Annotated in this window: 26 protein-coding genes; 9 read left to right on the top strand and 17 right to left on the bottom strand. The window is 61.9% G+C overall.

All coding sequences use genetic code 11. The features are described 5' to 3' along the window. Window positions 1-18: 18 nt before the first annotated feature. The 3 genes from soxX to AC2FMM_RS12915 form a co-directional block, all read right to left on the bottom strand. Window positions 19-495: a sulfur oxidation c-type cytochrome SoxX gene (soxX, locus tag AC2FMM_RS12925; RefSeq protein WP_496683849.1), complete on the bottom strand. Its 477-nt coding sequence runs from the start codon at window positions 493-495 to the stop codon at window positions 19-21. A 150-nt stretch (window positions 496-645) separates the two neighbouring features. Next, a complete protein-coding gene (locus tag AC2FMM_RS12920; RefSeq protein WP_496683852.1) occupies window positions 646-1,206 on the bottom strand; it encodes a thioredoxin family protein in 561 nt (186 codons plus the stop codon). 20 nt (window positions 1,207-1,226) lie between these two features. After that, complete coding sequence (locus AC2FMM_RS12915; RefSeq protein WP_496796768.1) at window positions 1,227-1,967, bottom strand: cytochrome c biogenesis CcdA family protein; 741 nt, start codon at window positions 1,965-1,967, stop codon at window positions 1,227-1,229. Window positions 1,968-2,065: 98 nt separating this feature from the next. On the opposite strand from AC2FMM_RS12915, the gene AC2FMM_RS12910 reads away from it, so the two are divergent. The 7 genes from AC2FMM_RS12910 (at window position 2,066) to AC2FMM_RS12880 (ending at window position 6,010) form a co-directional block, all read left to right on the top strand. After that, window positions 2,066-2,428 carry a hypothetical protein gene (locus tag AC2FMM_RS12910; RefSeq protein WP_496685730.1) on the top strand — a complete coding sequence of 121 codons (363 nt, stop codon included), beginning with the start codon at window positions 2,066-2,068 and terminating at the stop codon, window positions 2,426-2,428. Between the two features lie 82 nt (window positions 2,429-2,510). Beyond that, window positions 2,511-2,804, top strand: a complete 294-nt coding sequence (locus AC2FMM_RS12905; protein ID WP_496683887.1) for an ArsR/SmtB family transcription factor — start codon at window positions 2,511-2,513, stop codon at window positions 2,802-2,804. Between the two features lie 42 nt (window positions 2,805-2,846). Further along, window positions 2,847-3,899, top strand: coding sequence for a YeeE/YedE family protein (locus tag AC2FMM_RS12900; protein WP_496796767.1), 1,053 nt, complete (start codon window positions 2,847-2,849; stop codon window positions 3,897-3,899). Window positions 3,900-4,523: 624 nt separating this feature from the next. After that, window positions 4,524-4,922 (top strand): COG4315 family predicted lipoprotein, encoded by a 399-nt coding sequence (locus tag AC2FMM_RS12895; protein WP_496796766.1) that lies wholly within the window; start codon window positions 4,524-4,526, stop codon window positions 4,920-4,922. Further along, window positions 4,835-5,263, top strand: a complete 429-nt coding sequence (locus tag AC2FMM_RS12890) for an RNA polymerase sigma factor (protein WP_496796765.1) — start codon at window positions 4,835-4,837, stop codon at window positions 5,261-5,263. Before AC2FMM_RS12895 ends, AC2FMM_RS12890 begins: the two co-directional genes overlap by 88 nt. Before the next feature lie 198 nt (window positions 5,264-5,461). After that, window positions 5,462-5,611 (top strand): hypothetical protein, encoded by a 150-nt coding sequence (locus tag AC2FMM_RS12885; protein ID WP_496796764.1) that lies wholly within the window; start codon window positions 5,462-5,464, stop codon window positions 5,609-5,611. Window positions 5,612-5,767: 156 nt separating this feature from the next. Further along, window positions 5,768-6,010, top strand: a complete 243-nt coding sequence (locus AC2FMM_RS12880) for a hypothetical protein (protein WP_496796763.1) — start codon at window positions 5,768-5,770, stop codon at window positions 6,008-6,010. A gap of 5 nt (window positions 6,011-6,015) precedes the next feature. Here AC2FMM_RS12880 and AC2FMM_RS12875 read toward each other — a convergent pair whose 3' ends face one another. From AC2FMM_RS12875 to AC2FMM_RS12810, 14 genes are all read right to left on the bottom strand, one after another. Further along, window positions 6,016-7,749: a SulP family inorganic anion transporter gene (locus tag AC2FMM_RS12875; RefSeq protein ID WP_496794889.1), complete on the bottom strand. Its 1,734-nt coding sequence runs from the start codon at window positions 7,747-7,749 to the stop codon at window positions 6,016-6,018. Between the two features lie 132 nt (window positions 7,750-7,881). Beyond that, window positions 7,882-9,564: a bifunctional protein tyrosine phosphatase family protein/NAD(P)/FAD-dependent oxidoreductase gene (locus AC2FMM_RS12870; RefSeq protein WP_496685212.1), complete on the bottom strand. Its 1,683-nt coding sequence runs from the start codon at window positions 9,562-9,564 to the stop codon at window positions 7,882-7,884. Window positions 9,565-9,579: 15 nt separating this feature from the next. Further along, window positions 9,580-10,464 (bottom strand): MBL fold metallo-hydrolase, encoded by an 885-nt coding sequence (locus tag AC2FMM_RS12865; RefSeq protein ID WP_496685732.1) that lies wholly within the window; start codon window positions 10,462-10,464, stop codon window positions 9,580-9,582. 85 nt (window positions 10,465-10,549) lie between these two features. Beyond that, entirely contained in the window at window positions 10,550-10,987 is a 438-nt protein-coding gene (locus tag AC2FMM_RS12860) for a DUF6691 family protein (RefSeq protein ID WP_496684259.1), read from the bottom strand. A gap of 4 nt (window positions 10,988-10,991) precedes the next feature. Then, window positions 10,992-11,423 carry a YeeE/YedE family protein gene (locus AC2FMM_RS12855; protein ID WP_496796762.1) on the bottom strand — a complete coding sequence of 144 codons (432 nt, stop codon included), beginning with the start codon at window positions 11,421-11,423 and terminating at the stop codon, window positions 10,992-10,994. A 1-nt stretch (window position 11,424) separates the two neighbouring features. Further along, entirely contained in the window at window positions 11,425-11,640 is a 216-nt protein-coding gene (locus AC2FMM_RS12850) for a YgaP family membrane protein (RefSeq protein ID WP_496685214.1), read from the bottom strand. Between the two features lie 97 nt (window positions 11,641-11,737). After that, on the bottom strand, window positions 11,738-12,403 hold the full coding sequence (locus AC2FMM_RS12845; RefSeq protein WP_496685216.1) for a Crp/Fnr family transcriptional regulator: 666 nt from the start codon (window positions 12,401-12,403) through the stop codon (window positions 11,738-11,740). Between the two features lie 139 nt (window positions 12,404-12,542). Further along, window positions 12,543-13,688, bottom strand: a complete 1,146-nt coding sequence (locus AC2FMM_RS12840; RefSeq protein ID WP_496796761.1) for an iron-containing alcohol dehydrogenase — start codon at window positions 13,686-13,688, stop codon at window positions 12,543-12,545. Window positions 13,689-13,754: 66 nt separating this feature from the next. Next, window positions 13,755-15,137: an aldehyde dehydrogenase family protein gene (locus tag AC2FMM_RS12835; RefSeq protein WP_496796760.1), complete on the bottom strand. Its 1,383-nt coding sequence runs from the start codon at window positions 15,135-15,137 to the stop codon at window positions 13,755-13,757. 94 nt (window positions 15,138-15,231) lie between these two features. Beyond that, on the bottom strand, window positions 15,232-16,584 hold the full coding sequence (locus tag AC2FMM_RS12830; protein WP_496796759.1) for a glutamine synthetase family protein: 1,353 nt from the start codon (window positions 16,582-16,584) through the stop codon (window positions 15,232-15,234). Window positions 16,585-16,670: 86 nt separating this feature from the next. After that, entirely contained in the window at window positions 16,671-17,702 is a 1,032-nt protein-coding gene (locus tag AC2FMM_RS12825; RefSeq protein WP_496796758.1) for a TRAP transporter substrate-binding protein, read from the bottom strand. Between the two features lie 70 nt (window positions 17,703-17,772). Continuing rightward, window positions 17,773-19,098, bottom strand: coding sequence for a TRAP transporter large permease (locus tag AC2FMM_RS12820; protein ID WP_496713578.1), 1,326 nt, complete (start codon window positions 19,096-19,098; stop codon window positions 17,773-17,775). After that, a complete protein-coding gene (locus tag AC2FMM_RS12815; protein ID WP_496685223.1) occupies window positions 19,098-19,616 on the bottom strand; it encodes a TRAP transporter small permease subunit in 519 nt (172 codons plus the stop codon). The genes AC2FMM_RS12820 and AC2FMM_RS12815 overlap by 1 nt, the downstream gene beginning before the upstream one ends. Then, window positions 19,613-20,404 carry an N-formylglutamate amidohydrolase gene (locus AC2FMM_RS12810; RefSeq protein WP_496713580.1) on the bottom strand — a complete coding sequence of 264 codons (792 nt, stop codon included), beginning with the start codon at window positions 20,402-20,404 and terminating at the stop codon, window positions 19,613-19,615. The genes AC2FMM_RS12815 and AC2FMM_RS12810 overlap by 4 nt, the downstream gene beginning before the upstream one ends. Before the next feature lie 104 nt (window positions 20,405-20,508). On the opposite strand from AC2FMM_RS12810, the gene AC2FMM_RS12805 reads away from it, so the two are divergent. After that, window positions 20,509-21,384, top strand: a complete 876-nt coding sequence (locus tag AC2FMM_RS12805; protein ID WP_496713582.1) for a MurR/RpiR family transcriptional regulator — start codon at window positions 20,509-20,511, stop codon at window positions 21,382-21,384. 288 nt (window positions 21,385-21,672) lie between these two features. Beyond that, window positions 21,673-23,412, top strand: coding sequence for a type I secretion system permease/ATPase (locus AC2FMM_RS12800; RefSeq protein WP_496727645.1), 1,740 nt, complete (start codon window positions 21,673-21,675; stop codon window positions 23,410-23,412). Window positions 23,413-23,414: the final 2 nt, after the last annotated feature.

Here is a 23,414-nt window from a genome sequence, read left to right as displayed (position 1 = left end):
TCGGACAGGCGAAGGCGACTATTGTTCGTTGAGTGTCATCAGGAACGCGACCACGTCCTCGACGTCCTGTGCGCTCAGGATCGGCTCAAGCGGCCCGCTGGGCGCCTTGCCGGTATAGGCATCGCCAGGTCGGATATAGCCATCGGCCTTGAAGAAGGCCGGCATCACGGTACCTTCGAAGGTCATCTTGGCATTTGCCACCAGACCGCGCAGCTCGGCCTCGGTCCAGCGGTCCCCCGCCCCATCCAGCGGCGGGCCGACCTCGCCCTGAAACGGCACGTCCGCCAGCGCCGCCACCTGATGGCAGGCCACGCAGTTGCCCATGGATTTCTCACCCACGATCATCGCGCCTTTTTCAGGGTCGCCCGGAGTACCGGTCAGCGACTGTTCGATGGCGCCGTCGGCAAACGACACATCTTTCGGCTTGATCTCACCCGCCATCGCCGTCGATGCACACAGCATTCCGGCCAGGCCAAGTTTCAACGCTTTTGTCATGCCTCCTCCCAAAGACGATTCCCTGCTTTGTCTTTGCACACTAGTGCACACCAACACCGACTCGCAACAATAAATTCGTCTAATTGAATTTTTGTATTTTTACGCAGGGAAGGCGGGGTTCAAACTATTGTTGCGCGGAGCCAAGGGTGCTTAGCCTTTGCGCGCCTCGATCATGCGGGCATGATATTTCTGGAACGGCTCGTCCCCGTCGTAACCTTTTTCCAGCACCCAGTTCAGCATGTCGAACGTTGTCCCGCGACCGAAAGCGCCCGGCATTGTGGCCACCACTGCCTGTGTCGCCGCTGCACCCTCCGGCACCTCTTGGGGGAAAAAATAGACAGTTGGAGTGAACAAGGCTCCCCAGCGTTTGACCATGTCTTTCTCGGGCAGGACCGTACCGTCGAAATCAGTCACTTCGACATCGCCGAACATGTTGATCTGAACGACGAAGAACCGGTCTTCCAACAGGCTTTCGATCTCCGGATCGACAAAAACCTCTTCATGCATCTTCTTGCAATATATACAGCCGCGCTGCTCAACGATGACCATCAGCCGCCTTCCCTCGGCATTGGCTTCCTCAAGGTCTTCGCGCAGATCCTTGAAAGTATCGCGCATCCACGAGGCCTTGTGCAGGCCGTCGTCACCCAGTTCCGCTGCCAGAGTCATCGGTGCCATCAAAATCGTGGCGAACAGGAGAAGCATTCTGATCATGGTGAGAGTCCTTTCGAGTTTCATCCGATTGCGCTGAACCAGGGAATGGTCTCAAGCATCCATTGCGCAATGTAGTTGATCGAATTCGTGGCGATCAGAACGCCGAAAAGGACCAGCATCAGCCCCATCAGCTTCTCGATCAGCCCAAGATGTTTGCGGAACCGCGCCATCCACGTCATGAACGGACCGATGAACATGGCGGCCACGATGAAGGGCAATGTCATGCCCAGACCGTAGGCAAGCAACAAAGCGGCCCCTTCGTTGGCCGTTTCCTGCCCGGCCGCAGTGAATAGAATCGCAGCCAGGACTGGCCCGACGCAAGGGGTCCATCCAAAGGCGAAGGCCAGCCCGATCACATAGGCCCCGATCAGACTTACATTCGATATATCCCCTGCGTCCGCCCGGAACTGACGGTACAGGAATCCGATTTTGACCACGCCAAGAAAGTGCAAACCCATCGCAATGATGATCGCCGCCGCGACCCAGCGCAGCACGTCAAAATACTCGCGCACCAAGCTGCCGAACACAGTCGCGGTGGCGCCGAGGCCAACGAAAATTGTTATCACTCCCAACGCAAAGCAACTCGCTGCCAGTACGGCACGGAAACGGACTGCGGGCGAAATCTCGGACCCGGCGGAAATCTGGTTCATACCCGCTCCGGCCAGATAGCTCAGGTAAAACGGTACGATCGGCAAGATGCAGGGCGACATGAAAGAAAGTAGCCCGGCGACAGTTGCACCCCAAAAAGTGACATCAAACACTTGGTCGCCGCTCCACCGCTTGAGATATTCAAAAATACTATTATGATAGAAACATGGCCTACGTCAATTTGGGAGCGTATCAACTTGGGACAACGTCGATGATGAAAACACTGGCTTTCGTCTTGGCCATGTTGCTTCCAACGGCTGTCTTGGCGGATACTTACCTGCTGATGGCCGAGGAAAAAGGGTGCAGTTGGTGTGCCCGCTGGAACGCCGAAATTGCCCCCATCTATCCTAAGACCCTCGAAGGCCAGGCCGCGCCATTGCGCCGATACGACCTGCACACAACGACGCCAGACGTACAACTGCAGCGCGGCGTGCGGTTTACCCCGACTTTCATTCTGATTGAAGACGGGCTCGAGGTCGGTCGAATCGAGGGCTATCCGGGTGAAGATTTCTTTTGGGGTCTCTTAGGAATGATGCTTGACCGGGCGGGTATTGATTGGAAGCAAGCTGGGTAAGGAAAACAGTTTCGTGACAACCAATCCTGAAACCCCAGCGTCACGTCTGCCGGTGTTCGACAAGAACATTTGCGCCGAAGACATGCAAAAGATGGTGAACAACGCTCAGCGGGCGTCGAACTTCCTGAAGGCGATCAGCCACGAAGGGCGGCTGATGATCCTGTGCCATCTGGCATCCGGCGAAAAATCAGTGACCGAACTGGAAGAACTTTTGTCCGCGCGCCAGGCTGCAGTGTCCCAGCAGCTGTCCCGCTTGCGCTTCGAGGGGTTGGTAACCCCGCGCCGAGAAGGCAAGGCGATCTACTACAGCTTGACAGACGACCGCCCGAAACAAATCATGGAGGTTGTGTACGACTTGTTCTGTCGTGCCGACTGAGCGGCCCTGCCCTGTTGTGGCATCCGGCCGAGGGAGGATACCGTGCTGGAACTCATCGGAGAGGCGAACTCCGCAGCCCTGATCGGGTTGATCGGGGGCGTGGCGCTTGGGTTGGCGGCTCGGATTGGCCGCTTTTGCACATTGGGCGCCATTGAGGACGCTCTGTACGGATCTGACAACCGGCGCCTCAAGATGTGGGCCATCGCCATCGGTGTGGCAGTGATCGGTGTGCATTTGGCTATTGCGGCGGGCAAGTTCAACAGCCTTGAAACGGCCTATCTGGATCGCGCATGGAACCCGCTGGGAACGATCATCGGCGGCCTCATGTTCGGCTACGGCATGGCACTTAGCGGAAATTGCGGATACGGCGCGTTGGCTCGGTTGGGTGGAGGCGACTTGCGGTCTTTTCTCATCGTTGTCGTGATGGGTCTGTCGGCCTATTTCGTCATGTCCGGACCCCTGGCACAAGCGCGCGTCTGGCTGTTTCCCGAAATCATGGGCGCTGAGTCACCTCAAGGTTTCACCCAACTTTTTGAAACAGTTGGGATCGAACCTTTGGCAACCGGTTTGGTCGCAGGGGCGGTTCTTATCGGCGCAGCTCTTGTTCGGGCGGGGCAGCGCCCGTCGGCAAGCCAGATCATTTGGGCCAGCGTGGTGGGACTTGCCATCGTATCAGGCTGGGTCGGCACATATTGGGTTCTTTATACCGGTTTTGACGCCGAACCCGTCCGGACCCACACGTTTGCAGCCCCGATCGGAGATACAATCATCTATGCCATGACCGCGTCGGGCAATACATTGTCGTTCAGCGTCGGTTCAGTTGTAGGTGTGGTATTAGGGGCGGCACTTGGGTCGTATTCCAAGGGGCATTTCCGGTGGGAAGCCTGCGAAGACCCGCGCGAATTGCGACGTCAAATCATGGGGGCCGCGATCATGGGCCCGGGTGCGATCCTTGCAGTAGGATGCAGTGTCGGCCAAGGAATTTCAGCTTTTTCGGTTCTTGCCTTCAGCGCGCCTGTCGCCTTCGGTTCGATCTTTGTCGGTGCAGCCATCGGTTTACGTCAGCTGATTACGGGATTTGCTCCGGCGGAATGATTTTGCGTGCCCGGGTATGGAGTTGCGTAGGTGTTGTCTGGGGTCTGTAGCCTAAAACCTGTAACCGCGGAGTGATAGCCGCAGCGACTCCCGTCACGCAGCTTCGGGGAAGAGATCCGCAACGAAGGCCGTTTCCCTGGCAACCCCTGTCTGACAGTCCTCGAACTGGCCCTTTCGGATCGTGCGGAAGGTCTCGTTTCCCGGCGAGCGCTGCGATGGCTCCGGCCAAGGTCTGGAACCCGCGGACCGGGCGCAATCGCTGCATCGGCGCTGCATGATCGATGGGCACCATAGACACGCCCGCGGATTTTGGGGCCGAACTTCCTGACGCAACGGTGGATCGCCGAGGCATCGACTGTCATCCCGCGCTCGCCCACCATATCGCGAACGTCGCGACACGACAGCGGATAGCGACAGTACCAGCGCACCGTGCCAGTTTCCTATTCTTTGACGGAAAACCTCTTTTCGCAAACGCCCACCGGCGGGCTTCGAACCGGCGACCGGACTGACCCAGCTGAAGCCACCGGGTTTGAACGTTCGTCAGTTCGTACAAAAACGCACCCGAACGGACTGGCCCAGTCGTGGTGCTTGCGCTGCGCGATAGCGACACGGCGGAACACCTGAATGACCAGCACTTCTTTTGCGCTGACCATATCCACCCTGATGGCATGCGCCCTTGCGACCGCCGCCGCCGCTGGCGATGCCCCGGTCCTGACCGGGAAACTGGGTGATCAGACCTTTCTGATGGATGCCAACAAGATGACGCTGTACACGTTCGACAAGGACGAAACGGGCAAGTCCAACTGCTATGACCAATACGCCGTGAACTGGTCGCCGCTGGCCGCCGCCGGAACCGACCTGCCCAAGAACTATTCGTTGCTCCAGCGCGATGACGGTACGATGCAGGTCGCCTACAAGGGCCAACCCCTGTATCTGTGGATCAAGAACAAGCAACCCAGAGACATGACCGGCGACGGCGTCAAGGGTGTCTGGCACACTGCGCGACTCTGGCCCCGGACCTGAAGGGCGACCGGATCCGGTCGCCTTTCGTCAACGCGATAAGACAGACATTCGACAAGCAAATCGAAGACGCTCTGCCCGATCTTTGGCGGTTTGCGTTCGCGCTGACCCGAAGCCACGACCAGGCCGATGACCTAGTGCAGGATGCCGTTCTGTGTGCGATACGAAAAAAGGGGCTTAGATTGCCGGACCACCCGTTCAAACCTTGGGCGATGAAGATCCTGCTCAACTGCTATCGCAACGACAGCAGGCGCGCCGCCGGCGTCCCGGCCTCTGACCGCCAAGCGCTGGATCAGCTGGCCTCGCCCGAGGCCGCCGCCGAAGAGCGTTTGAAACTGCGCTAGCTGAGGCGTCAGATCGGTGCCTTGCCGGAGGATTAGAAACTTGTACTGCTGGCGGTCAAGGTCGCGGAGCAGACCTATGCCGAGAGCGCCCGATTGCTGGGGATCCCGTAGGGCACCGTCACGTCACGTCTGTCGCGCGCGGGCACGACTGCAAGCCGCCGAAGAACCGCCGAAAACGTCACGATTGCGGAGCGTGAAATGACGACCGAACCGACCATTGAAACCCTGCTGCAGGCCGCTTTCGACGGCCAGTTGACGCCATCTCAGCAGGACCGTCAGGAGCGGCACCTGGCTGCACATCCGGCCGACCGTGCGCGGCTTGCGGCAATGATCCGGCAGCCGGGATGATACGCGCCTCGGTGCCGCAGCCTGATCCCGCGCAACTGGACCGACTGATGCGCGGGGCACGTCAGAGTACCGGTCATGCCGGGTGCAGGCGGCTGGGCGCACCCGTGATCGCGCCGGAACTGGGGGACACCGGTTACCGGCTGATCGGTGGGGGGGGTGTTGCCTCTGGGTCATGGCCCGGCACCAGTCTTCCATTATGAAAACGAATCCGGCGACCGCCTCAGCCTGTTTGCCGACCTGGCCACGGGCCCGGCTCAACCCTCGTTTCAATACCGGCGCGACGGGGATTTGGGCATCGTGATCTGGCAGGATGGGCGGTGGGAATACTCCATGGTAGGCCGCTCCGGTCACCAGGTCATCGAAACCATCCCGCGCAAGGCCCATGAAGAACTGATCTGACCGGATTATTCCGCCGCGCGCACCCGGTCAGGCGCGGTCAGTCTTTGCCACGCGTCGTATTGTGACAGGAAGACCTGCCCGTTCAGTTCGTCTAGGAAGTGGGACTGTTTCAAGCGGTCCATGACGGGGCCCTTGACCTCGCTCAGATGCAGGCCGACGCCCATGTCGCGCAGGCGGTAATTGATCGCCTCGAGGCTTTCGAGCGCCGAGAAGTCGACCTCGTTCACCGCCGAGAACATCAGCACCACGTTGCGGATCTCGCAGCCCTCGGTCACGCGCGACTGGATTAGGTCCTCGAGGAACCGGGCGTTCACGAAATACAGGCTTTCATCCACCCGCAGCGTGACCAGCGTGGGGTCGGTTTCGACCTTGTGGCGCTTGATGTTGCGGAAGTGCTGGGTGCCCGGCACCAGCCCCACCTCGGCCACATGTGGGCGCGAGGTCTTGTACAGATGCAGCAGGATCGAGATTGCCACACCGCTGGCCACGCCGGTCTCGACCCCGGCCAGCAGGGTCAGCACGATGGTGGCGGCGACGGCAGCAAAATCGGCCCGCGAATAGCCCCAGGTCTTTTTCAGGATCGACAGGTCCACCAGGCTGAGCACCGCCACGATGATCGTCGCGGCCAGCGTCGCCTTGGGCAGGAAATAGACCAGCGGGGTCAGGAACAGCGCGGCGATCGCCAGCCCGCCGGCGGTGTAGATGCCCGCCGCCGGGGTCTCGGCGCCCGCGTCGAAGTTCACCACCGAGCGCGAGAACCCGCCGGTGACCGGAAAGCCCCCGGTGAATGCCGCGCCCAGGTTGGCCGCGCCCAAGCCGATCAGTTCCTGATCGGGGTCGACGCGCTGGCGTTTCTTGGCGGCCAGCGTCTGCGCGACCGAGATACTTTCGACAAACCCGATGATCGAGATCAAGATGGCGGGCACCAGCAGCGCGCCGATCAGATCCGAGGACACCCCCGGCAGGGTCAGCGGCGGCAGGCTCTGGGGCACCTCGCCCACGATCTTGACGCCTCGCGCGTCCAGCCCGAAGGCCCAGACCGACAGGGTTGTGGCCACCACCGCCGCCACCGGCCCGGCCTTGGTCAGCACATCCGCCAGCAGCGGTGGCACCCCCATACGCCGCAGCGCGGGTTTGAGATTTTTGCGCACCCAGAACAGGAACGCCGTGGCCAACACGCCAATCACCACGGTGATCGGGTTGGTCTGGTTCAGATGCGCAAGGATCGAGCCCAGCATCTCCGGCAGGGTATGCCCATGCGCGCTGACCCCCAGGATATGTTTCAGCTGGCTGGTGGCGATCAGGATGCCTGAGGCGGTGATGAAGCCGGCGATCACCGGATGGCTGAGGAAGTTGGCCAGAAAGCCCAGCCGCAACACGCCCAGCAGCACCAGGAACCCGCCCGACAGAAAGGCCAGCGTCAGCGCCGCCACCGCATATCCGGCGGTGCCCTGTTCAGCCACCTGCCCCACCGCACTTGCCGTCAGCAGCGACACCACCGCGACCGGACCCACCGCCAGCGCCCGGCTGGTGCCAAAGATTGCATAGAGGATGATCGGCAAGATCGAGGCGTAGATCCCCGCCTCGGGCGGCAGCCCCGCCAGCAGCGCATAGGCCAGCGATTGCGGGATCAACATGATCGTCACGATCACCGCCGCGATCATGTCATTGGACAGCGCCGCCCGGTCGTACCGGCGGCCCCAGTCGAGAATGGGAAGGTAGCGAAAAAGGCTCTGCATGGGGTCTCGTCCTGGAAAGGCGGCGGTCAGAGCGAGGAGGCTCTGACCGCCAGGTCTCGGCCGGACATCCGCAGCGTCAGGCCAGAACTTGCACCGGTTCAGCCGGCATCGGGTTCGGAGGCGGCAGGTTGTTTATTCGGCCGCCACCTTCAGCGGTTCGGGCTTGGCCATCCATTCCTTGCCCTTCAGCATCGCCGACCAATAGACCGGCGGCAGCAGCTTTTCCTTCAAGAACCAGGCCGCGCGGCTAGGTTTGGTGCCGTCAATAAGGAACTTTGGGAAGCTGGGCTTCAGGACACCGCCATAGCCGAACTCGGCCAGCACGATCTTGCCGCGTTCCACTGTCAACGGGCACGAGCCGTATCCGTCATAGGCCGCCACCGGGGCGCGGCCCTCGATATCGGCCACGATGTTGTCGGCCACCACCGGCGCCTGCTTGCGCGCCGCCGCCGCGGTCTTGGCGTTTGGCGCGTTCATCACGTCGCCCAGCGACCAGATGTTGTCATAGCTCTTATGGCGCAGCGTCGCCTGATCGACATCGACCCAGCCCACCGCATCCGCCAGCGGCGAGACCCGGATGAAGTCTGGCGCCACCTGCGGCGGGCAGACATGCATCATGTCGAATTCGACCGTCACCTGCTCGGGCTGCTCGTTGGGCTTGGCCACCTTGAACGTGGCGGTCTTCGCCGCCCCGTCCACCGCCACCAGATTGTGGAAGAAATTGAGCGTGGCGTCATATTTCTTTACGTATTCCATCAACGCCGGGACATAGTCGTTGACCCCGAACAGCACTCCGCCCGCGTTCATGAACTGGATGTCGATATCCTTGAGAACCCCGCGCCGGACCCACGCATCTCCCGACAGATACATCGCCTTCTGCGGCGCGCCCGCGCATTTGATCGGCATCGGCGGCTGGGTGAACAGAGCCCGGCCCGCCTTCAGCCCTTCGACCAACTGCCAGGTATAGGGCGCCAAGTCATAGCGATAATTCGAGGTCACGCCGTTGCGGCCCAGCGTTTCTTCCAGCCCTTCGACCGCGCCCCAGTCCAGCTTGAGCCCCGGAGACACCACCAGACGGTCGTATTTGACCACCCGGCAGCCATCCAGAATGACGGCATTGTTCTGCGGCTCGAACGCGGCAACGGCGGCCTTGATCCATTTGACCCCGCGTGGGATCAGCGAACCCATGGTCTTGGCCGTCTGTTCCGGCGTGAACACGCCGCCGCCCACCAGGGTCCAGCCGGGTTGATAATAGTGCACGTCCGACGGGTCGATGATGGCGATCGACAGGTCGGATTTGCGCGCATGCAGGCTAGCGGCGGTGGCGATGCCCCCTGCCCCGCCGCCCACGATCACCACGTCAAAGGACGCATCGCCGGTGTCGGTGGGCGTCTTGCCGCCATTGGCGATACGGCGGGCGACACCGCTCATGTCGTACCCGGCAACCTTGGTCGCGGTCAGGATCTCCGAAACAGGGCGTTTGTGCGCGGCCTCGTGCAGCGACCACAGGGTGGCCGAGCGCGTGCCCGTCCGGCAATAGGCCAGGATCGGACCCGGCAGCTCGGTCAGGGCCTGACCGAAGGCGCGGGCATCTTCGTCGCGGACCAGGCCAGATTGGACCGGAACGTACCGGGCTTCGATACCCAGCCTTTCTGCAGCGGCCTCGATTTCCTCGAAAGTGGGCTGGTCGGCGCCTTCACCGTCGGGCCGGTTGCAGATAATGGCGCGGAACCCCGCCGCCTTGATGGCGGCAAGGTCGTCCGACGTGATCTGCGGCGAGACCGACAACTTGTCGGAGATTTTCCTGATTTCCATCGTCGCCTCCCGCGATCAGAGCTTGTTGACCGGCACCTTCAGCATCTGATTGCCGTCTTGGTCGGTCGGAATTTCGCCCGCCCGGATATTGACCTGGATCGACGGGATGATCAGCGTCGGCATCGCCAGCGTCGCGTCACGCTCGGTGCGCATCTTGATGAACTCGTCCCGCGACTTGCCGCCGCCCACATGGATGTTGTGCGCCTTTTCCTCGGCCACCGTGGTCTCCCACTTCACCTCGCGCCCGCCGGGCATGTAGTCGTGGCACATGAACAGCCGGGTCTCGTCCGGCAGGCTCAGCACCTTCTGGATCGAGTCATAGAGCGTACCGGCATCCCCGCCCGGGAAATCGGCGCGCGCCGAGCCACCATCGGGCATGAACAGTGTATCACCCACAAAGGCCCCATCGCCGATCACATGGGTCATGCAGGCCGGCGTATGGCCCGGCGTGTGCATGGCAAAAGCGGTCATGTTGCCGATCTTGTAGGTCATGCCATCGGTGAACAGCGCATCAAACTGGCTGCCGTCGCGCTGGAACTCGGTGCCTTCGTTGAAGATTTTGCCGAAGACCTCCTGCACGATCTTGATGTTCTCGCCGATACCGATCTTGCCGCCCAGCTTCTGCTGGATGTAGGGCGCCGCCGACAGGTGGTCGGCATGCGCATGCGTCTCGATGATCCACTCCAACTTCAGCCCCTGCTTTTCGATCTCGGCGATCAGCAGATCGGCATGTTCAAAGGTGATCCGGCCGGCGGCATAGTCGATGTCCATCACGCTGTCGATGATCGCGCAAGCGTTCGACGTGGGGTCCTTGACGATATAGCTGATCGTCGCCGTCGCCTCGTCGTAGAAGCCCTGAACCTCGGGCTTGACGCTCAGATCGACCGGATACTCGGCAATCGGCGTTGCAATCGCATCCGCCATCCGCTGGTTGTGGGCGTCGATTGATTTCTGATCGTTCATGATTGTGTCTCCTCTTGGGCGCTCAGGCCTTGGCCGAGCGCGAAAACAATGGTTTGCCCTGCAGGATCCGGGCCAGGACCAGGCCCACGGCGACGGCCCCCAGGAACAACACCACCTCCCACCGTCCGGTACCCAGGGCCGGGAGGGCCGCTCCAGGGCAGAACCCGGCAATACCCCACCCGATGCCGAACAGGGCCGAACCACCGATCAGCTTGCCGTCGATGACGGTCGAGGTCGGAATCTGGAACCGCGCGGCGAACAGGGGCGCGTCCCGGCGCCAAATCAGCCGATAGCCGATGAAGGTCACCACAAGCGCACCGCCCATCACGAAGGCCAGGCTGGGGTCCCAGGTGCCGGCAATGTCAAAGAAGTTCAGGACCTTGGCCGGGTTCATCATGCCCGAGATGGCAATCCCCACGCCGAAGACGAGGCCGGTCAGGAAGGTATGAAACAGTTTCATCGGCTTACCCTCCGATCACATGGCGAATGATGAAAACGGTGATGGCCGCGGTCGCCATGAAGGTCGGTACCGCCACCAGCGACCGCACCGACAGGCGCGACAGGCCGCAGACACCGTGGCCCGACGTACACCCGGACCCGAGGCTGGCACCGAGTCCGACGATGACACCTCCGACGGCAATCATCAGCGGGCTGACCGGTACGTCAATCGCGGGCATCGTGCCGGTGACCGCGAAGATCAGCCCCGGCGCCACGATCATGCCTGCCACCAGAGCCAGACGCCATGAGAACTCCGAGACGTTCTCGGGAAAAACCAGCCCCGACATGATCCCGGTCGCCCCCATGATGCGACCCAGCCCTAGCATCAGAAGAACGGCCCCCAGGCCGATCAGCAAACCGCCCCCGAAAGAAGCGAAAGGTGTAATTACAGTCTCCATGTCAGGTCCTCTTACAGGTTTTGATGCCGAAGGCACCGTAAAGCGGGCAGATCCGCAGCGCCGAAGTGATCAGCATCACTACGCCGACAATTACTGCACCCCATTTTCCGATGCCGCCGTCGAAAAACGGCAGTTTGCTGGCAAATGCCAAGTACAACAGGACCAGCCCCAGCGTAGCACGCAGAATTCGGTCGAGCGTTCCCACATTGGTGGCCATTATGCCCTCTACATTCCAAGTCTTGAATGACACATAGGGCAGGTTTCCGGCCCCTTCAGTGACAATGTCACGAAAGCCGGTGGATTTCAGGAAAAACTCAGCCGCTTTGCGCCAGCGACTGCAATGCAGCCTTGTCGGCAAGGGTGACTCGCCCGCGCGACTGGGTGATCAACTCGCGCTTCTGAAAATCGTTCAGGACACGAGAGATCACTTCACGGGCGGTTCCAAGCTCGTCGGCCAGTTGCTGGTGGGTCACCTGTATCTCGGACGCCTCGCCTGCCAGCGCCAGCAACCGTTCCGCCAACCGCACATCGATGCGCCCGAAGGCGACATCATCAACCACCCGCAACAGATCGATCAACCGGCGCGAATAGGCCTCGAAGACAAAGCTGCGAAACGCGTCTTCTTCGGCCGCCAGCCGGTCGAACTCGGCCTTTGGCAGAACAACGGCCGTCACGTCCGTTTCCGCGATCCCCTGGGCATTGTATGCCTCCTCGGCCAGCATGCAGGCCGTGGTCAGAACGCAGCTGTCGCCGGCCTCGACGCGATACAGCACGATTTCGCGCCCCGTATCGGACCGCTGGGACACCCGAATTCGACCAGCGTAAAGAAACAACAGGCTTTCGGGCACATTGTCCGGGCCAAACACCTGCGCACCCTTCGCAACCCGCACCATACGCGCCGCCTTGCGCAGCCGGTCGCGGACCCGGTCCGGCAAGCGGCGAGTTCCATTGAACCGGTCGGTCCAGTCCGGCTGCGTCATGTTGGCGTTCGCATCTATATACCGATGCTCCTATCCATCGTTGGCCCCACCGGCCACCATGTTGCGGACCCAACTTGCGGGCCGCATCCGCGAACGTCAAGCAATCGCCGCCGGGGTTTCAAGTGGCCCGGCGTTGCGCTTACAGCGCCGCGCGGAACAGCTGGGTCAGGTTGTCCTCGGTCAACTCGATCGGGTTTCCGCCGCAGGACGGATCGACGATCGCACCCTTGACCAGGTCGGGGATCGCATCCTCGGTCACGCCCAGATCGGACAGGTTGCGCGGGATGCCCAGCGAGTCGTTGAATTCCTGCACGAAGGCCCGAAATCCGTCGAACCCACCCGAAATGCCCAGATAGGCTGCGGCCGCGTCGAACCGGTCGGCAATCGCAGCGGCATTGAACTCCAGAACCGCGGGCATGCAGACCGCGTTGGTGGTGCCATGATGGGTGTTGAACACCGCGCCGATCGGGTGGCTCATGGCGTGGACAGCACCCAGCCCCTTCTGGAAAGCCGTCGCTCCCATGGCGGCCGCACTCATCATCTGGGCGCGGGCCTCAATGTCGGTGCCGTCCGCATAGGCGCGCGGCAGATAGTCCTTGACCAACCGCATCCCCTCCAGCGCGATGCCCTGGCTCATCGGATGGTAATGCGGGCTGGAATAGGCCTCGACACAATGCGCAAAGGCATCCAGGCCGGTGCCGGCGGTGATGAATTTCGGCATGCCCACGGTCAGTTCAGGGTCGCAGATCACCACGGTCGGCAGCACCTTGGGGTGGAAGATGATCTTCTTGGCATGGGTTTCCGAGTTGGTGATGACGCTGGCTCGGCCCACTTCCGAGCCGGTGCCGGCCGTCGTCGGCACCGCGATGATCGGCGCGATCGCGTCGGCGTCCGCGCGGGTCCACCAATCGCCAATATCCTCGAAATCCCAGACCGGCCGGATCTGACCGGCCATGAAGGCGACCATTTTGCCCAGATCCAGCCCCGAGCCGCCACCAAACGCGATCACACCGTCATGTTCCCCCGCCTTGTAGGCGGCCACACCGGCCTCGAGATTCTTTTCGTTCGGGTTCGGGTCGACCTCGCTGAACAGGCCCCGGCCCAGGCCTGCGGCCTCGAGAATGTCCAGCGTTGTCGCGGTGATCGGCAGATCGGCCAGACCGCGGTCGGTCACCAACAGCGGGCGCTTGATCCCCGCCGCCGCGCAGGCCTCGGGCAGTTCCTTGATGCGGCCAGCACCGAATTTGATCGTGGTCGGATAGGACCAGTTTCCAACAAGACTCATGTCAGCTTTCCTTGTGTCTAAGGCCTGTCCCGGCGAGGGGGTCGGTCCGGGGCAGGCAAATCGCCCTCAGCCCGTCACCTTCTTCAGGTGGTAGGATTTGGGACGTGTCAGGTTGTGATATCCGATGACCGACAAGCCGCCGCCACGGCCGGTATTCTTGCACCCGGTCCAGCACAGGCCCGGGTCCAGATAGTCGGCCCGGTTCATAAACACGGTTCCGGTCTCGATCCGGTCGCCGATGCGTTCGGCCCGCGCCACGTCGCGCGTCCACAGCGAGGCGGTCAGGCCGAATTCGCTGTCATTCATCAGGGCAATGGCCTCATCATCCGAGGACACTTTCATGATCCCCACGACCGGGCCAAAGCTTTCGTCGCGCATCACGCGCATGTCGTGGGTGACGTTGGTCAGGATCTGCGGCGTCAAATAGGCGCCGCCATCATCCTCGGCAAATTTCTCGATATGCGCCACGGCACCGGCGGCCACGGCCTCGGCGATCTGGGCGCGCACCTCGTCGGCAAAACGCACGTTGGCCATCGGCCCCAGCGTCGTCTCCGGATCCAGCGGATTGCCCAGCTTGTAGGCCTTGACGATCTCGACCGCCTTGGCGACGAAATCGTCATACAGGCTTTCATGCACATAGATCCGCTCGATCCCGCAACAGCACTGGCCCGAATTGAACATGGCCCCGTCGATCAGCGTTTCGACCGCCGCATCCAGATCGGCGTCGTCCATGACATAGCCAGGATCCTTGCCGCCCAACTCGGTGCTGACGGGGGTAAAGGTGCCGGCCGCCGCCCGCTCCATCGCCTGCCCCCCAGCGACCGAGCCAGTGAAGTTTACGAAATCGAACGCCTTGCCGGCAATCAGACCGTTGGTCACGTCATGGCTCAGGAACAGGTTCTGGAACACGTCCTCGGGCACACCTGCCGAGTGGAAGGCCCGCGCCATCCGTTCGCCCACCAACAGGGTCTGCGTGGCGTGTTTCAGCACAACCGTATTGCCCGCGATCAAGGCAGGCGCCACCGTGTTGATCGCCGTCATGTACGGATAGTTCCAGGGCGCCACGACGAACACCACACCATGCGGCGCGCGCTTGATGTACCTCTTGAACGTCTCGTCCTCGCCCACGGCAATGTCGGCCAGCGCATCGCACGCGATGCTCGCCATATAGGTCGCGCGTTCGTTGAAACCGCCGAACTCGCCGCCATACCGTACCGGCCGACCCATCATCCGCGCCAGTTCCGGTACGATCTCGTCATTCATCGCCCCCACGGCCGCGACGCCGGCCATCACCAGATCGATCCGCTCCTGCAGGGGTCGCGCCGCCCAATCCGCCTGCGCCGCCCGCGCCCGGCCCGCTGCGGCGAATGCCGCGTCGCGATCCAGCGTGTCCCGCTCGGCTAACACCGATCCGTCGATCGGCGAGATACATTTCAATACCTGACCCATTGGTCACTCCATCCTCAAGCAAAGCAGGCCCGCTGCTTCATCTGGCCAAAAATATCCCGGAGAGCGTGAGGGGCTGGCCCCTCACATCCGCCCTCTACGCCCGCTCGAACCCGCGGGCAATCTCCCAATCGGTCACCACGCGCTCGAATTCCTCGATTTCGACCTCGGCGGCGCGGACATAGTGGTCGACCACGTCATCGCCCATGGCCGCCCGCAGCATGGCCGAGCCATGCAGCGCATCCCGCGCCGCGCGCAGGTTGCCCGGAATCATGCCGGTATCCCCCTGATAGACATCGCCCTTGGTCGGCGGCTGCAGCTCCAGCCCTTCCTCGATGCCCGCGATCCCTGCGGCCAGCATGCCCGCGATGGCCAGATTGGGGTTCATGTCCGAACCCGGAATCCGGCACTCCACGCGCACCGCCTTGGTGCCATCCCCACACAGCCGGAACCCCGCAGTGCGGTTGTCCACCGACCAGATGATGCGCGTCGGCGCAAAGGTGCCCTTCATGAACCGCTTGTAGCTGTTGATGTAAGGCGCCATGAAATAGGTATAGTCGGGCGCGTATTTCAGCAGGCCCGCCATGTAGTTTTTCATCAGGGCCGACATGCCCAGCGGATCGGCCTTGTCAAAAAATGCCGGTTGCCCGTCCGCCCACAGCGACTGATGTACATGCGACGAACTCCCGACCCGGTCGTGATGCCATTTCGGCAGGAAGGTCGCCGCATGGCCGTGCTGCCACGCGATCTCCTTGACCGCGTTCTTGGCGATCGAATGATACTCGGCCGTCTGCATCGCCGGGGCGTATTTGATGTTCAGCTCTTCCTGCCCGGCCTCGGCCTCACCCTTGGAATTTTCGACCGGAATGCCCGCATTCCACAGGTGATTGCGGATCGGCCGCATCACATGCTCTTCTTTGGTGGTCTGCAGGATGTGGTAATCCTCGTTGTAGCCCGAGATCGGTTCCAGATCGCGGAAACCTTCCTTGCGTATCTGGTCAAAACTTTTCTCGAACAGGAAAAACTCCAGCTCGGTCGCGCACATCGCCTCAAAGCCCATGGCCTTCAGGCGATTGACCTGCTTCTTCAGAATGGCGCGCGGAGAATGCGGCACCTCTTCATGCGTGTGGTGATCCAGCACGTCGCACATCACCATCACCGTGCCCTCCAGCCACGGAACCGGGCGCAGGGTGCTGAGGTCGGGCTTCATGACATAGTCGCCATAGCCGCGCTCCCAGCTGGTCGAGGCATAGCCATCCGGCGTCGCCATCTCGAGATCGGTGGCCAGCAGGTAGTTGCAGCAATGGGTTTCTTCCCAGGCCCCGGCCACGAAATGCCCCGCGTGGAATCGTTTGCCCATCAAGCGGCCCTGCATGTCCACCATGCAGACCAGAACCGTATCGACCGAGCCTTCGGCAACCTGGGTCTTGAGCGTGTCGAAGTTGAGCATGAGCCACCTATTTCTGCGCCGGCGCCACCTGCCGGACTGACGTTTTCAACGGCCTGCCCCCGGTATGAGGGCAGGCCGGTTTCACCTTAGCCGTACCGGTAGGGACGGCCAGCCTTTTGCATGTCGGCATTGTACTTCTTGATGATCTCGACAACCTTCGCCTTGGTCTCGGACTCGGCTGCAATCTCATCCCAGAACGCCACTGCGGCGGCTTCGACCTGCGCCCATTCTTCATCCGGGATCGAGGTCAGCTTCAGCTTGTCACCATTCACGCGAAGCGATGCCTCGCCGCCCCAATACCACCACTGACGGTAGTAATGCGACTGGTCGGTGCAGACGCGGAACAGGGTCTGCAGGTCTTCGGGCAGTTCGTTCCAGCGGTCCATGTTGGCAAAGAACGACCCGGCCCAGGCGCCCGAGATGTTGTTGGTCAGGAAGTAGTTGGTCACATCCGCCCAGCCGACGGTGTAATCCTCGGTGATGCCCGACCAAGCGATGCCGTCCAACTCGCCGGTCTGCACGGCAACCTCGATGTCCTCCCACGGCAGAGTCACCGGGACCACGCCGAACTGCGACAGGAACCGGCCCGCCGTCGGGAAGGTGAAGACCCGCTTGCCCTGAAGGTCCGCCAGGCTGTTGATCGGGTCCTTGGTGGCAAAATGGCACGGATCCCAGGCGCCGGCCGAGATGTGCTTGACGCCCACTTTGGAATACTCTTCGTCCCAGATCTCGTTCAGACCGTACTGGTTGAACAGGACCGGAACATCCAGCGAGTAGCGCGAGGCAAAGGGGAAATAGCCGCCGAACACGGTTACTTCGGTGGGCGATGCCATCGAGTCGTCATCCGACTGCACCGCGTCGATCGTGCCGCGCTGCATGGCGCGGAACAGCTCGCCCGTGGGCACCAGCTGGTCGGCATAGAACAGCTCGATCTGCATCCGGTCGCCGGCGATCTGGTTGAACATCTTGATGGCCGGATCGATCACATGCTCTGCCAGCGCGGGGCCGGCATATGTCTGCATGCGCCAGCGGATCGTGGATTGCGCCAGTGCGGGCGTGGCCAGGGCGGCCGCCGGGGCCGCTGCGGCCCCTTTCAGGAATGTGCGTCTGTTCGTCATCTTCTCTCTCCGTTGTCGGTTTCGATGGGCGAGAGACCATCCTCTCGCATGTGCCCCGGTGTGTCCGGGGTCATTTGTTGTAGATGTAATCGGGCAGCCACAGCGCGATCTGCGGGAAGGTCATGATGATGGCCAGCGCCAGCGTCATCACCATCACGAAGGGCAGGATCGAGCCGTAGATGTCGCGAAGCGAAATCTCGGGCGGGGCCATGGCCCGCATCAGGAACAGGTTATAGCCGAAGGGCGGCGTCATATAAGCGATCTGCGTGGTGATCGTGTACAGTACCCCGTACCAGATCAGGTCGAACCCCAGTTCCCCCACCAGCGGCACGTACAGCGGCGCAACGATCACCAGCATCGCGGTGTCGTCCAGGAAGGTGCCCATCATGATGAAGCTTAGCTGCATCAGGATCAGGATCACCCACGGGTTCAGGCCCAGCCGTTCGGTGAACAGCGTCTCGATCGCGCGCACGGCGCCCAGCCCATCGAACACCGCGCCAAAGGCCAAGGCGGCCAGGATGATCCACATGAACATGCAGGTGATGCCCAGGGTCGAACGGACCGAGACCTCGAACACTTTGCGCGTCATCCGACCTTTCAGCACCGCGGCGGCAAAAGCCGTCAGCGCACCGATGGCCGAGCTTTCGACCAGCGAGGTCCAGCCATTGACGAAGGGCACCATCATCGCCGCGAATATCGCCAGCGGCAGCAGACCCGCGCGCAGCAGCCGTAGCTTCTCCGCCATTGGCACGTCGCGTTCTTCCTTGGACAGGGCCGGGCCGAGTTCCGGGTTTATCCGGCAGCGGATCACGATGTACAGGATGAACATCCCCGCCATCATCAGGCCCGGCAGGATGCCTGCCAGCCACAGCTGCCCCACCGGCTGACGCGCGATCATCGCATAGAGAACCAGCACCACCGACGGCGGCACGAGAATGCCCAGCGATGACCCGGCCTGGATAACCCCGGTCACCATCTTCTTATCATAGCCGCGTTTGAGCAGCTCGGGCAGCGCAATCGTGGCCCCGATCGCCATGCCTGCCACGCTCAGCCCGTTCATTGCCGAAATCAGCACCATCAACCCGATCGTGCCAATGGCCAGCCCGCCATTCAGCCCGCCCATCCAGACATGGAACATCTTGTACAGGTCGTCGGCGATTTTGGACTCGGCCAAAACGTAACCCATGAAGATGAACATCGGCAGCGTCAGCAGCGGGTACCATTTCATCAGCTTCATCGCGGCCGAAAACCCGATATCATAGCCGCCGCGGTCTCCCCACAGCAGCAGCGCAGCCACCACGGCCACAAAGCCGATGGCACCGAACACGCGCTGACCGGTCAGCAGCATCAGCATCATGGTCGAGAACATCAGAATGGCGATCAATTCATACGACATCAGATCACCTCGCGCGGGATGTCATCGCCCTTGAGGCGCAGAATATCTTTGAAAAGCTCGCAAATGGCCTGCAGCAGCATCAGGATCAGCCCCACGACCATGATCACCTTGATTGGCCACAAATAGGGGCGCCACGCGGTCGGGCTGCGCTCACCATACTGCAGGGAATAGCTGAGCGAGTCGAAGCCGCCATAGATCATCACACCCAGGTAGAAGATCAGGAACAGCACGGTGATGGCGTCGGTCCAGGCCCGGCGCCGGTGCGACCATTCGCTGTAGAGAAGGTCCATCCGCACGTTCGAGCCCATCTGGATCGAATACGGCCCGCCCAGGATGTAATAGGCCACCATCGCGAACTGCGCGACTTCGAGCGTCCAGAGCGACGGAAGGAAAAAGGTCTTCGAGATCGACGACCACAACAGGATACCCATCATCACGAAGATGCCGTACATCACGACCCGCCCGATCCAGCGGTTCATGCGGTCGATGACCGCAACATATCCCCGCATGAAATTCATACCTGCTCCTCTGTTCCGGTTGGCGAAAATGCCGCGATGGTCCGGGTCAGAACCGGGGACAGAATGCCAGCCATACGGTTGACCCCGGCGGGCGTGTCGATCAGGTCGTTGCGGACCTCGATCATCACGTTCGGAAGGCCGCGGGCGACGCCGTGCTCGCTCAGGGTGTGGGTCACGCCATCGGCGGCCGAATAGGGTTCGTTCAAAGCGGTCCTCAGGCCGCAGCCTGCGACATGGTCCAGCATCACCCGAGCCGCGCGCTCGTCCTGATCGTGCAGGATGCCCAGTTCGACGTCGCGCCTTTGTCCTTTGTAGACCGGGGTGAAACTGTGGATCGTGATCAGAACCGGTGGTTCCGGGCGCGCGTCTAGCGTCTTGGACAACAGATCCCGGAACGGTTCGTAGATTTCACGCACCCGTTGGGCACGTTGGGCCGGGGTCAGGTTCCGGTTGCCCGGCACCTCGAACACTTCGCTGACCTCGGGCATGGAATCGGCGCGTTCGGGCGGGCGGTTGCAGTCATAGACCAGCCGGCTGACCCGGGCCTGCACCAGCGGCGCATCCAGGGCGCCCATCAACTCGACCGCAAGCTCCAACGCGCCGATATCCCAGGCAGCGTGAGAGCGGGCCGCATCCGCTTCGAGCCCCAGACCGTCCAGCGCCGCCGGAATGAACCGGCTGGCATGCTCGCACACCAGCACTGCCGGGGCGCAGCCAAGCGCGTTCAACACCCGTGCGGCGGGTGCTTCGATCGTTGACAGCAAAGGAGACTCGGGTGCAGCAATCATGAGTAGCATTTGTTACAGCGAAATTCAGCCTGTCAAGAAAATTTCTGTAGACAAAATTACATTCGATCATATTCTGTAACGAATTGAATAATACGAGGGCGCCGATGGCCTCTGTCGCCAAGACCGTCAAGCAACGCATCCAGGACGAGCTTGATGACCTGACCCGATCCGAACGTCAGCTGGGCTCGGTCCTGCTGCAGGATTATCCGATGGCCGGGTTGCAATCGATCACCAAGCTGGCCGCGGCGGCGCAGGTCTCGACCCCGACGGTGATCCGCATGGCGCGCAAACTGGGCTTTGACGGCTTTCCCGCCCTTCAGGACGCCCTGCGCGAGGAGGTCGCCGCGCAGATCAAGAAGCCGATCTCGAAACGCGACGCCTGGATCGTCGACGACGAGACCGAGCACCCGATCACCCGTTTCGCGCAGGCCGTCTGGACCAACATGCGGCACACGCTGGAGCGGCTGGACAAGTCCATGTTCGACGCCGTGGCCCAGTTGCTGGCCGATACCGAGCGGCATCTCTATGTCGTGGGCGGCCGCATCACCCGCTCGAACGCCGACTATCTGTTCAACCACATGCAGATCATCCGGCCCAACGTGACGATGCTGGGCAACTCGGCCAACGTGTGGCCGCAATACCTGCTGGACATGGATGACAGCTCGGTCCTGGTGATCTTCGACATCCGTCGCTACGAAGCGCATCTGGAGAAGCTGGCGCAGGTGGCGTCGGATCGGGGTGTGACGGTCGTTCTGTTCACCGACCAGTGGGGCTCACCCATCGGGCGGACGGCGGATTACACGTTCCACGCACTGGTCGAGGCCCCGTCGAGCTGGGATTCCACCATCGCATTGCAGTTGATCTCCGAGACCCTGATCGCCGAGGTGCAAGAAGCCCGCTGGGAAGAAAGCAAGGAACGGATCGAAGAACTGGAGCGGTATTTCTCGACCACGCGGATTTTCCGTAGCCTCGACAACTGACCGTTCACGAGCCTTGGCAACCGGTGGACAAAACTGTTGTTCCACCGATGTCACCCATATATCGTAGCTGCGACGAGGCTCGCTGCAACATCGGGTAGCCGCACCCCCAGAGTGCCTGAGTGAGGCGGAATCCGGCCGGTCAATCTGGCAAGAAACCGCCGCACATTGCACTCCGGCGCCCCTTGCGACTTCAGAAGGCCGGGCGAGGCTGGTAAATCCCGGGTTTGGCTGCGGCCCAAGCTTGTCACAGCCCCGGATCCGCGCATGAATGACAAAGGTTGACCGATCGTGAGCCCGAAGCACCCTGAAAATCTCCGCCCGGACCCCGAGCTTCAATCCGCACGCAGGCAGGGATCGACCTTCCTGTTGCTGACCTTCCTGTTCAGCGTCTTCGTCAACATCCTGATGTTGACCGGGCCGCTGTTCATGCTTCAGGTCTATGACCGCGTCCTGTCCTCGCGCGCGGTCGAGACGCTGACGGCGCTGTTTCTGCTGGTCGCCCTGCTCTATGGCCTGATGGCAATGCTGGACTATGCCCGCGGGCGGATCATTGCCCGGTTCGGCGCCAGGTTTCAGTCCGACCTGGACGAACGTGTGTTCGACGCGACCCTGCGCCATGCTCTTTATCCTCAAGCCCGGGCCACACCCGCCCGGTCGCTGCGCGACCTCGAGACCATTCAGGCCCTGTGTGCCTCGCCCGTATTTCTGGCGATAATGGACCTGCCTTGGACGCCGGTGTTTCTGGCCGCCATCTTCATTTTCCACCCTCTTCTGGGCTGGCTCGCGGTGGGGGGCGGGATTCTTCTGATCGTCATTGCGGTCGTGAACCAGATCCTGACCCACCATAAGGTCGCCGAAGCCCAGGTCGCGTCGGCCAAGGCCAACGCCTTTTCCGAAAGTGCCCGTCAGGCGGTCGAAGTGGTGCGATCGCAGGGCATGCAGCGGGACGTTACCGACCGGTGGCTGCAACAGAGATCGCAGGCCTTGTCGCAGAGCATTTCGGCCAGCGACTGGACCGGCAGCTTCAGCGCGCTGACGAAATCCCTGCGGCTGTTTTTGCAGTCGGCCATGCTGGCACTGGGCGCCTGGCTGGTGCTGCAGAACGAGATGACGGCGGGCGCGATGATCGCGGGGTCAATTCTGCTGGGACGGGCGCTGGCACCTGTGGAACAGATCGTGGGCCAATGGGCGATGGTCGAACGGGCGCGCATGGCGTGGAAGGGCCTGAACCAGTTTTTGGCCCGAACACCCAGGGAGCCGTCGCGCACCAAGTTGCCGGTTCCCGCCGCGCGGCTGGTGGCCAAGAACCTGACGGTGATCCCTCCGGGCACCAAGACACCGACCCTGCGTGGGGCGTCTCTGGTGCTGGAGCCCGGCAAGGCGCTTGGCGTGATCGGCAAGAGCGGATCGGGCAAGACCACTCTGGCCAAGGCGCTGCTGGGACTGTGGGCGCCGGCGGCGGGCGAGGTTCGCCTGGGCGGCGCAACCCTCAGCCAGTATGACCCGGACGATCTGGGCCGTCACATCGGGTATCTGCCGCAGCAGGTCACCCTGTTCAACGGAACCGTGGCCGAGAATATCGCTCGGATGTCCCTGTCGCCTGACGCCGAGGCCGTCGTGGCCGCCGCCAAGAAGGCCAATGCCCATGAACTGATCCTGAGCCTCGAGAAAGGGTATGACACGTTTTTGGAAGGCAATGACAGCCAACTGTCGGGCGGTCAGAAACAGCGGATCGCCCTGGCGCGCGCTCTGTATGGCGACCCGGTCGTGCTGATCCTTGACGAGCCCAATTCGGCGTTGGATGCCGACGGAACGGACGCGCTGAACGCGGCCATCCGCAATCTCAAAGCCGAAGGCAAGGCGGCCATCATCATGACGCACCGGCCCCAGGCCATTTCAGAATGCGACGACCTGGCTGTGGTCGAACGAGGCCAGATCGTTAAATTCGGACCGCGCGACGATGTTCTGAGCGCAATGGTGCAGAACGCGGGCGTCATCAAGCGACAGCTCAAGAAGGTGGGTGAATAGAC

This window comes from Ruegeria sp. BHSC043, assembly GCF_059612985.1.
This window is presented reverse-complemented; position numbering and strand designations above follow the sequence as displayed.

Coding starts and splice junctions, on each gene's coding strand:
- AC2FMM_RS12885 (WP_496796764.1), top strand. CDS start 5,462: ATGACGACCGAACCGACCATTGAAACCCTGCTGCAGGCCGCTTTCGAC.
- AC2FMM_RS12845 (WP_496685216.1), bottom strand. CDS start 12,403: ATGACGCAGCCGGACTGGACCGACCGGTTCAATGGAACTCGCCGCTTG.
- AC2FMM_RS12830 (WP_496796759.1), bottom strand. CDS start 16,584: ATGCTCAACTTCGACACGCTCAAGACCCAGGTTGCCGAAGGCTCGGTC.
- AC2FMM_RS12825 (WP_496796758.1), bottom strand. CDS start 17,702: ATGACGAACAGACGCACATTCCTGAAAGGGGCCGCAGCGGCCCCGGCG.
- AC2FMM_RS12905 (WP_496683887.1), top strand. CDS start 2,511: ATGCAAAAGATGGTGAACAACGCTCAGCGGGCGTCGAACTTCCTGAAG.
- AC2FMM_RS12805 (WP_496713582.1), top strand. CDS start 20,509: ATGGCCTCTGTCGCCAAGACCGTCAAGCAACGCATCCAGGACGAGCTT.
- AC2FMM_RS12895 (WP_496796766.1), top strand. CDS start 4,524: ATGACCAGCACTTCTTTTGCGCTGACCATATCCACCCTGATGGCATGC.
- AC2FMM_RS12910 (WP_496685730.1), top strand. CDS start 2,066: ATGATGAAAACACTGGCTTTCGTCTTGGCCATGTTGCTTCCAACGGCT.
- AC2FMM_RS12835 (WP_496796760.1), bottom strand. CDS start 15,137: ATGGGTCAGGTATTGAAATGTATCTCGCCGATCGACGGATCGGTGTTA.
- AC2FMM_RS12840 (WP_496796761.1), bottom strand. CDS start 13,688: ATGAGTCTTGTTGGAAACTGGTCCTATCCGACCACGATCAAATTCGGT.
- AC2FMM_RS12820 (WP_496713578.1), bottom strand. CDS start 19,098: ATGTCGTATGAATTGATCGCCATTCTGATGTTCTCGACCATGATGCTG.
- AC2FMM_RS12920 (WP_496683852.1), bottom strand. CDS start 1,206: ATGATCAGAATGCTTCTCCTGTTCGCCACGATTTTGATGGCACCGATG.
- AC2FMM_RS12860 (WP_496684259.1), bottom strand. CDS start 10,987: ATGAAACTGTTTCATACCTTCCTGACCGGCCTCGTCTTCGGCGTGGGG.
- AC2FMM_RS12855 (WP_496796762.1), bottom strand. CDS start 11,423: ATGGAGACTGTAATTACACCTTTCGCTTCTTTCGGGGGCGGTTTGCTG.
- AC2FMM_RS12875 (WP_496794889.1), bottom strand. CDS start 7,749: ATGCAGAGCCTTTTTCGCTACCTTCCCATTCTCGACTGGGGCCGCCGG.
- AC2FMM_RS12810 (WP_496713580.1), bottom strand. CDS start 20,404: ATGATTGCTGCACCCGAGTCTCCTTTGCTGTCAACGATCGAAGCACCC.
- AC2FMM_RS12850 (WP_496685214.1), bottom strand. CDS start 11,640: ATGGCCACCAATGTGGGAACGCTCGACCGAATTCTGCGTGCTACGCTG.
- AC2FMM_RS12870 (WP_496685212.1), bottom strand. CDS start 9,564: ATGGAAATCAGGAAAATCTCCGACAAGTTGTCGGTCTCGCCGCAGATC.
- AC2FMM_RS12815 (WP_496685223.1), bottom strand. CDS start 19,616: ATGAATTTCATGCGGGGATATGTTGCGGTCATCGACCGCATGAACCGC.
- soxX (WP_496683849.1), bottom strand. CDS start 495: ATGACAAAAGCGTTGAAACTTGGCCTGGCCGGAATGCTGTGTGCATCG.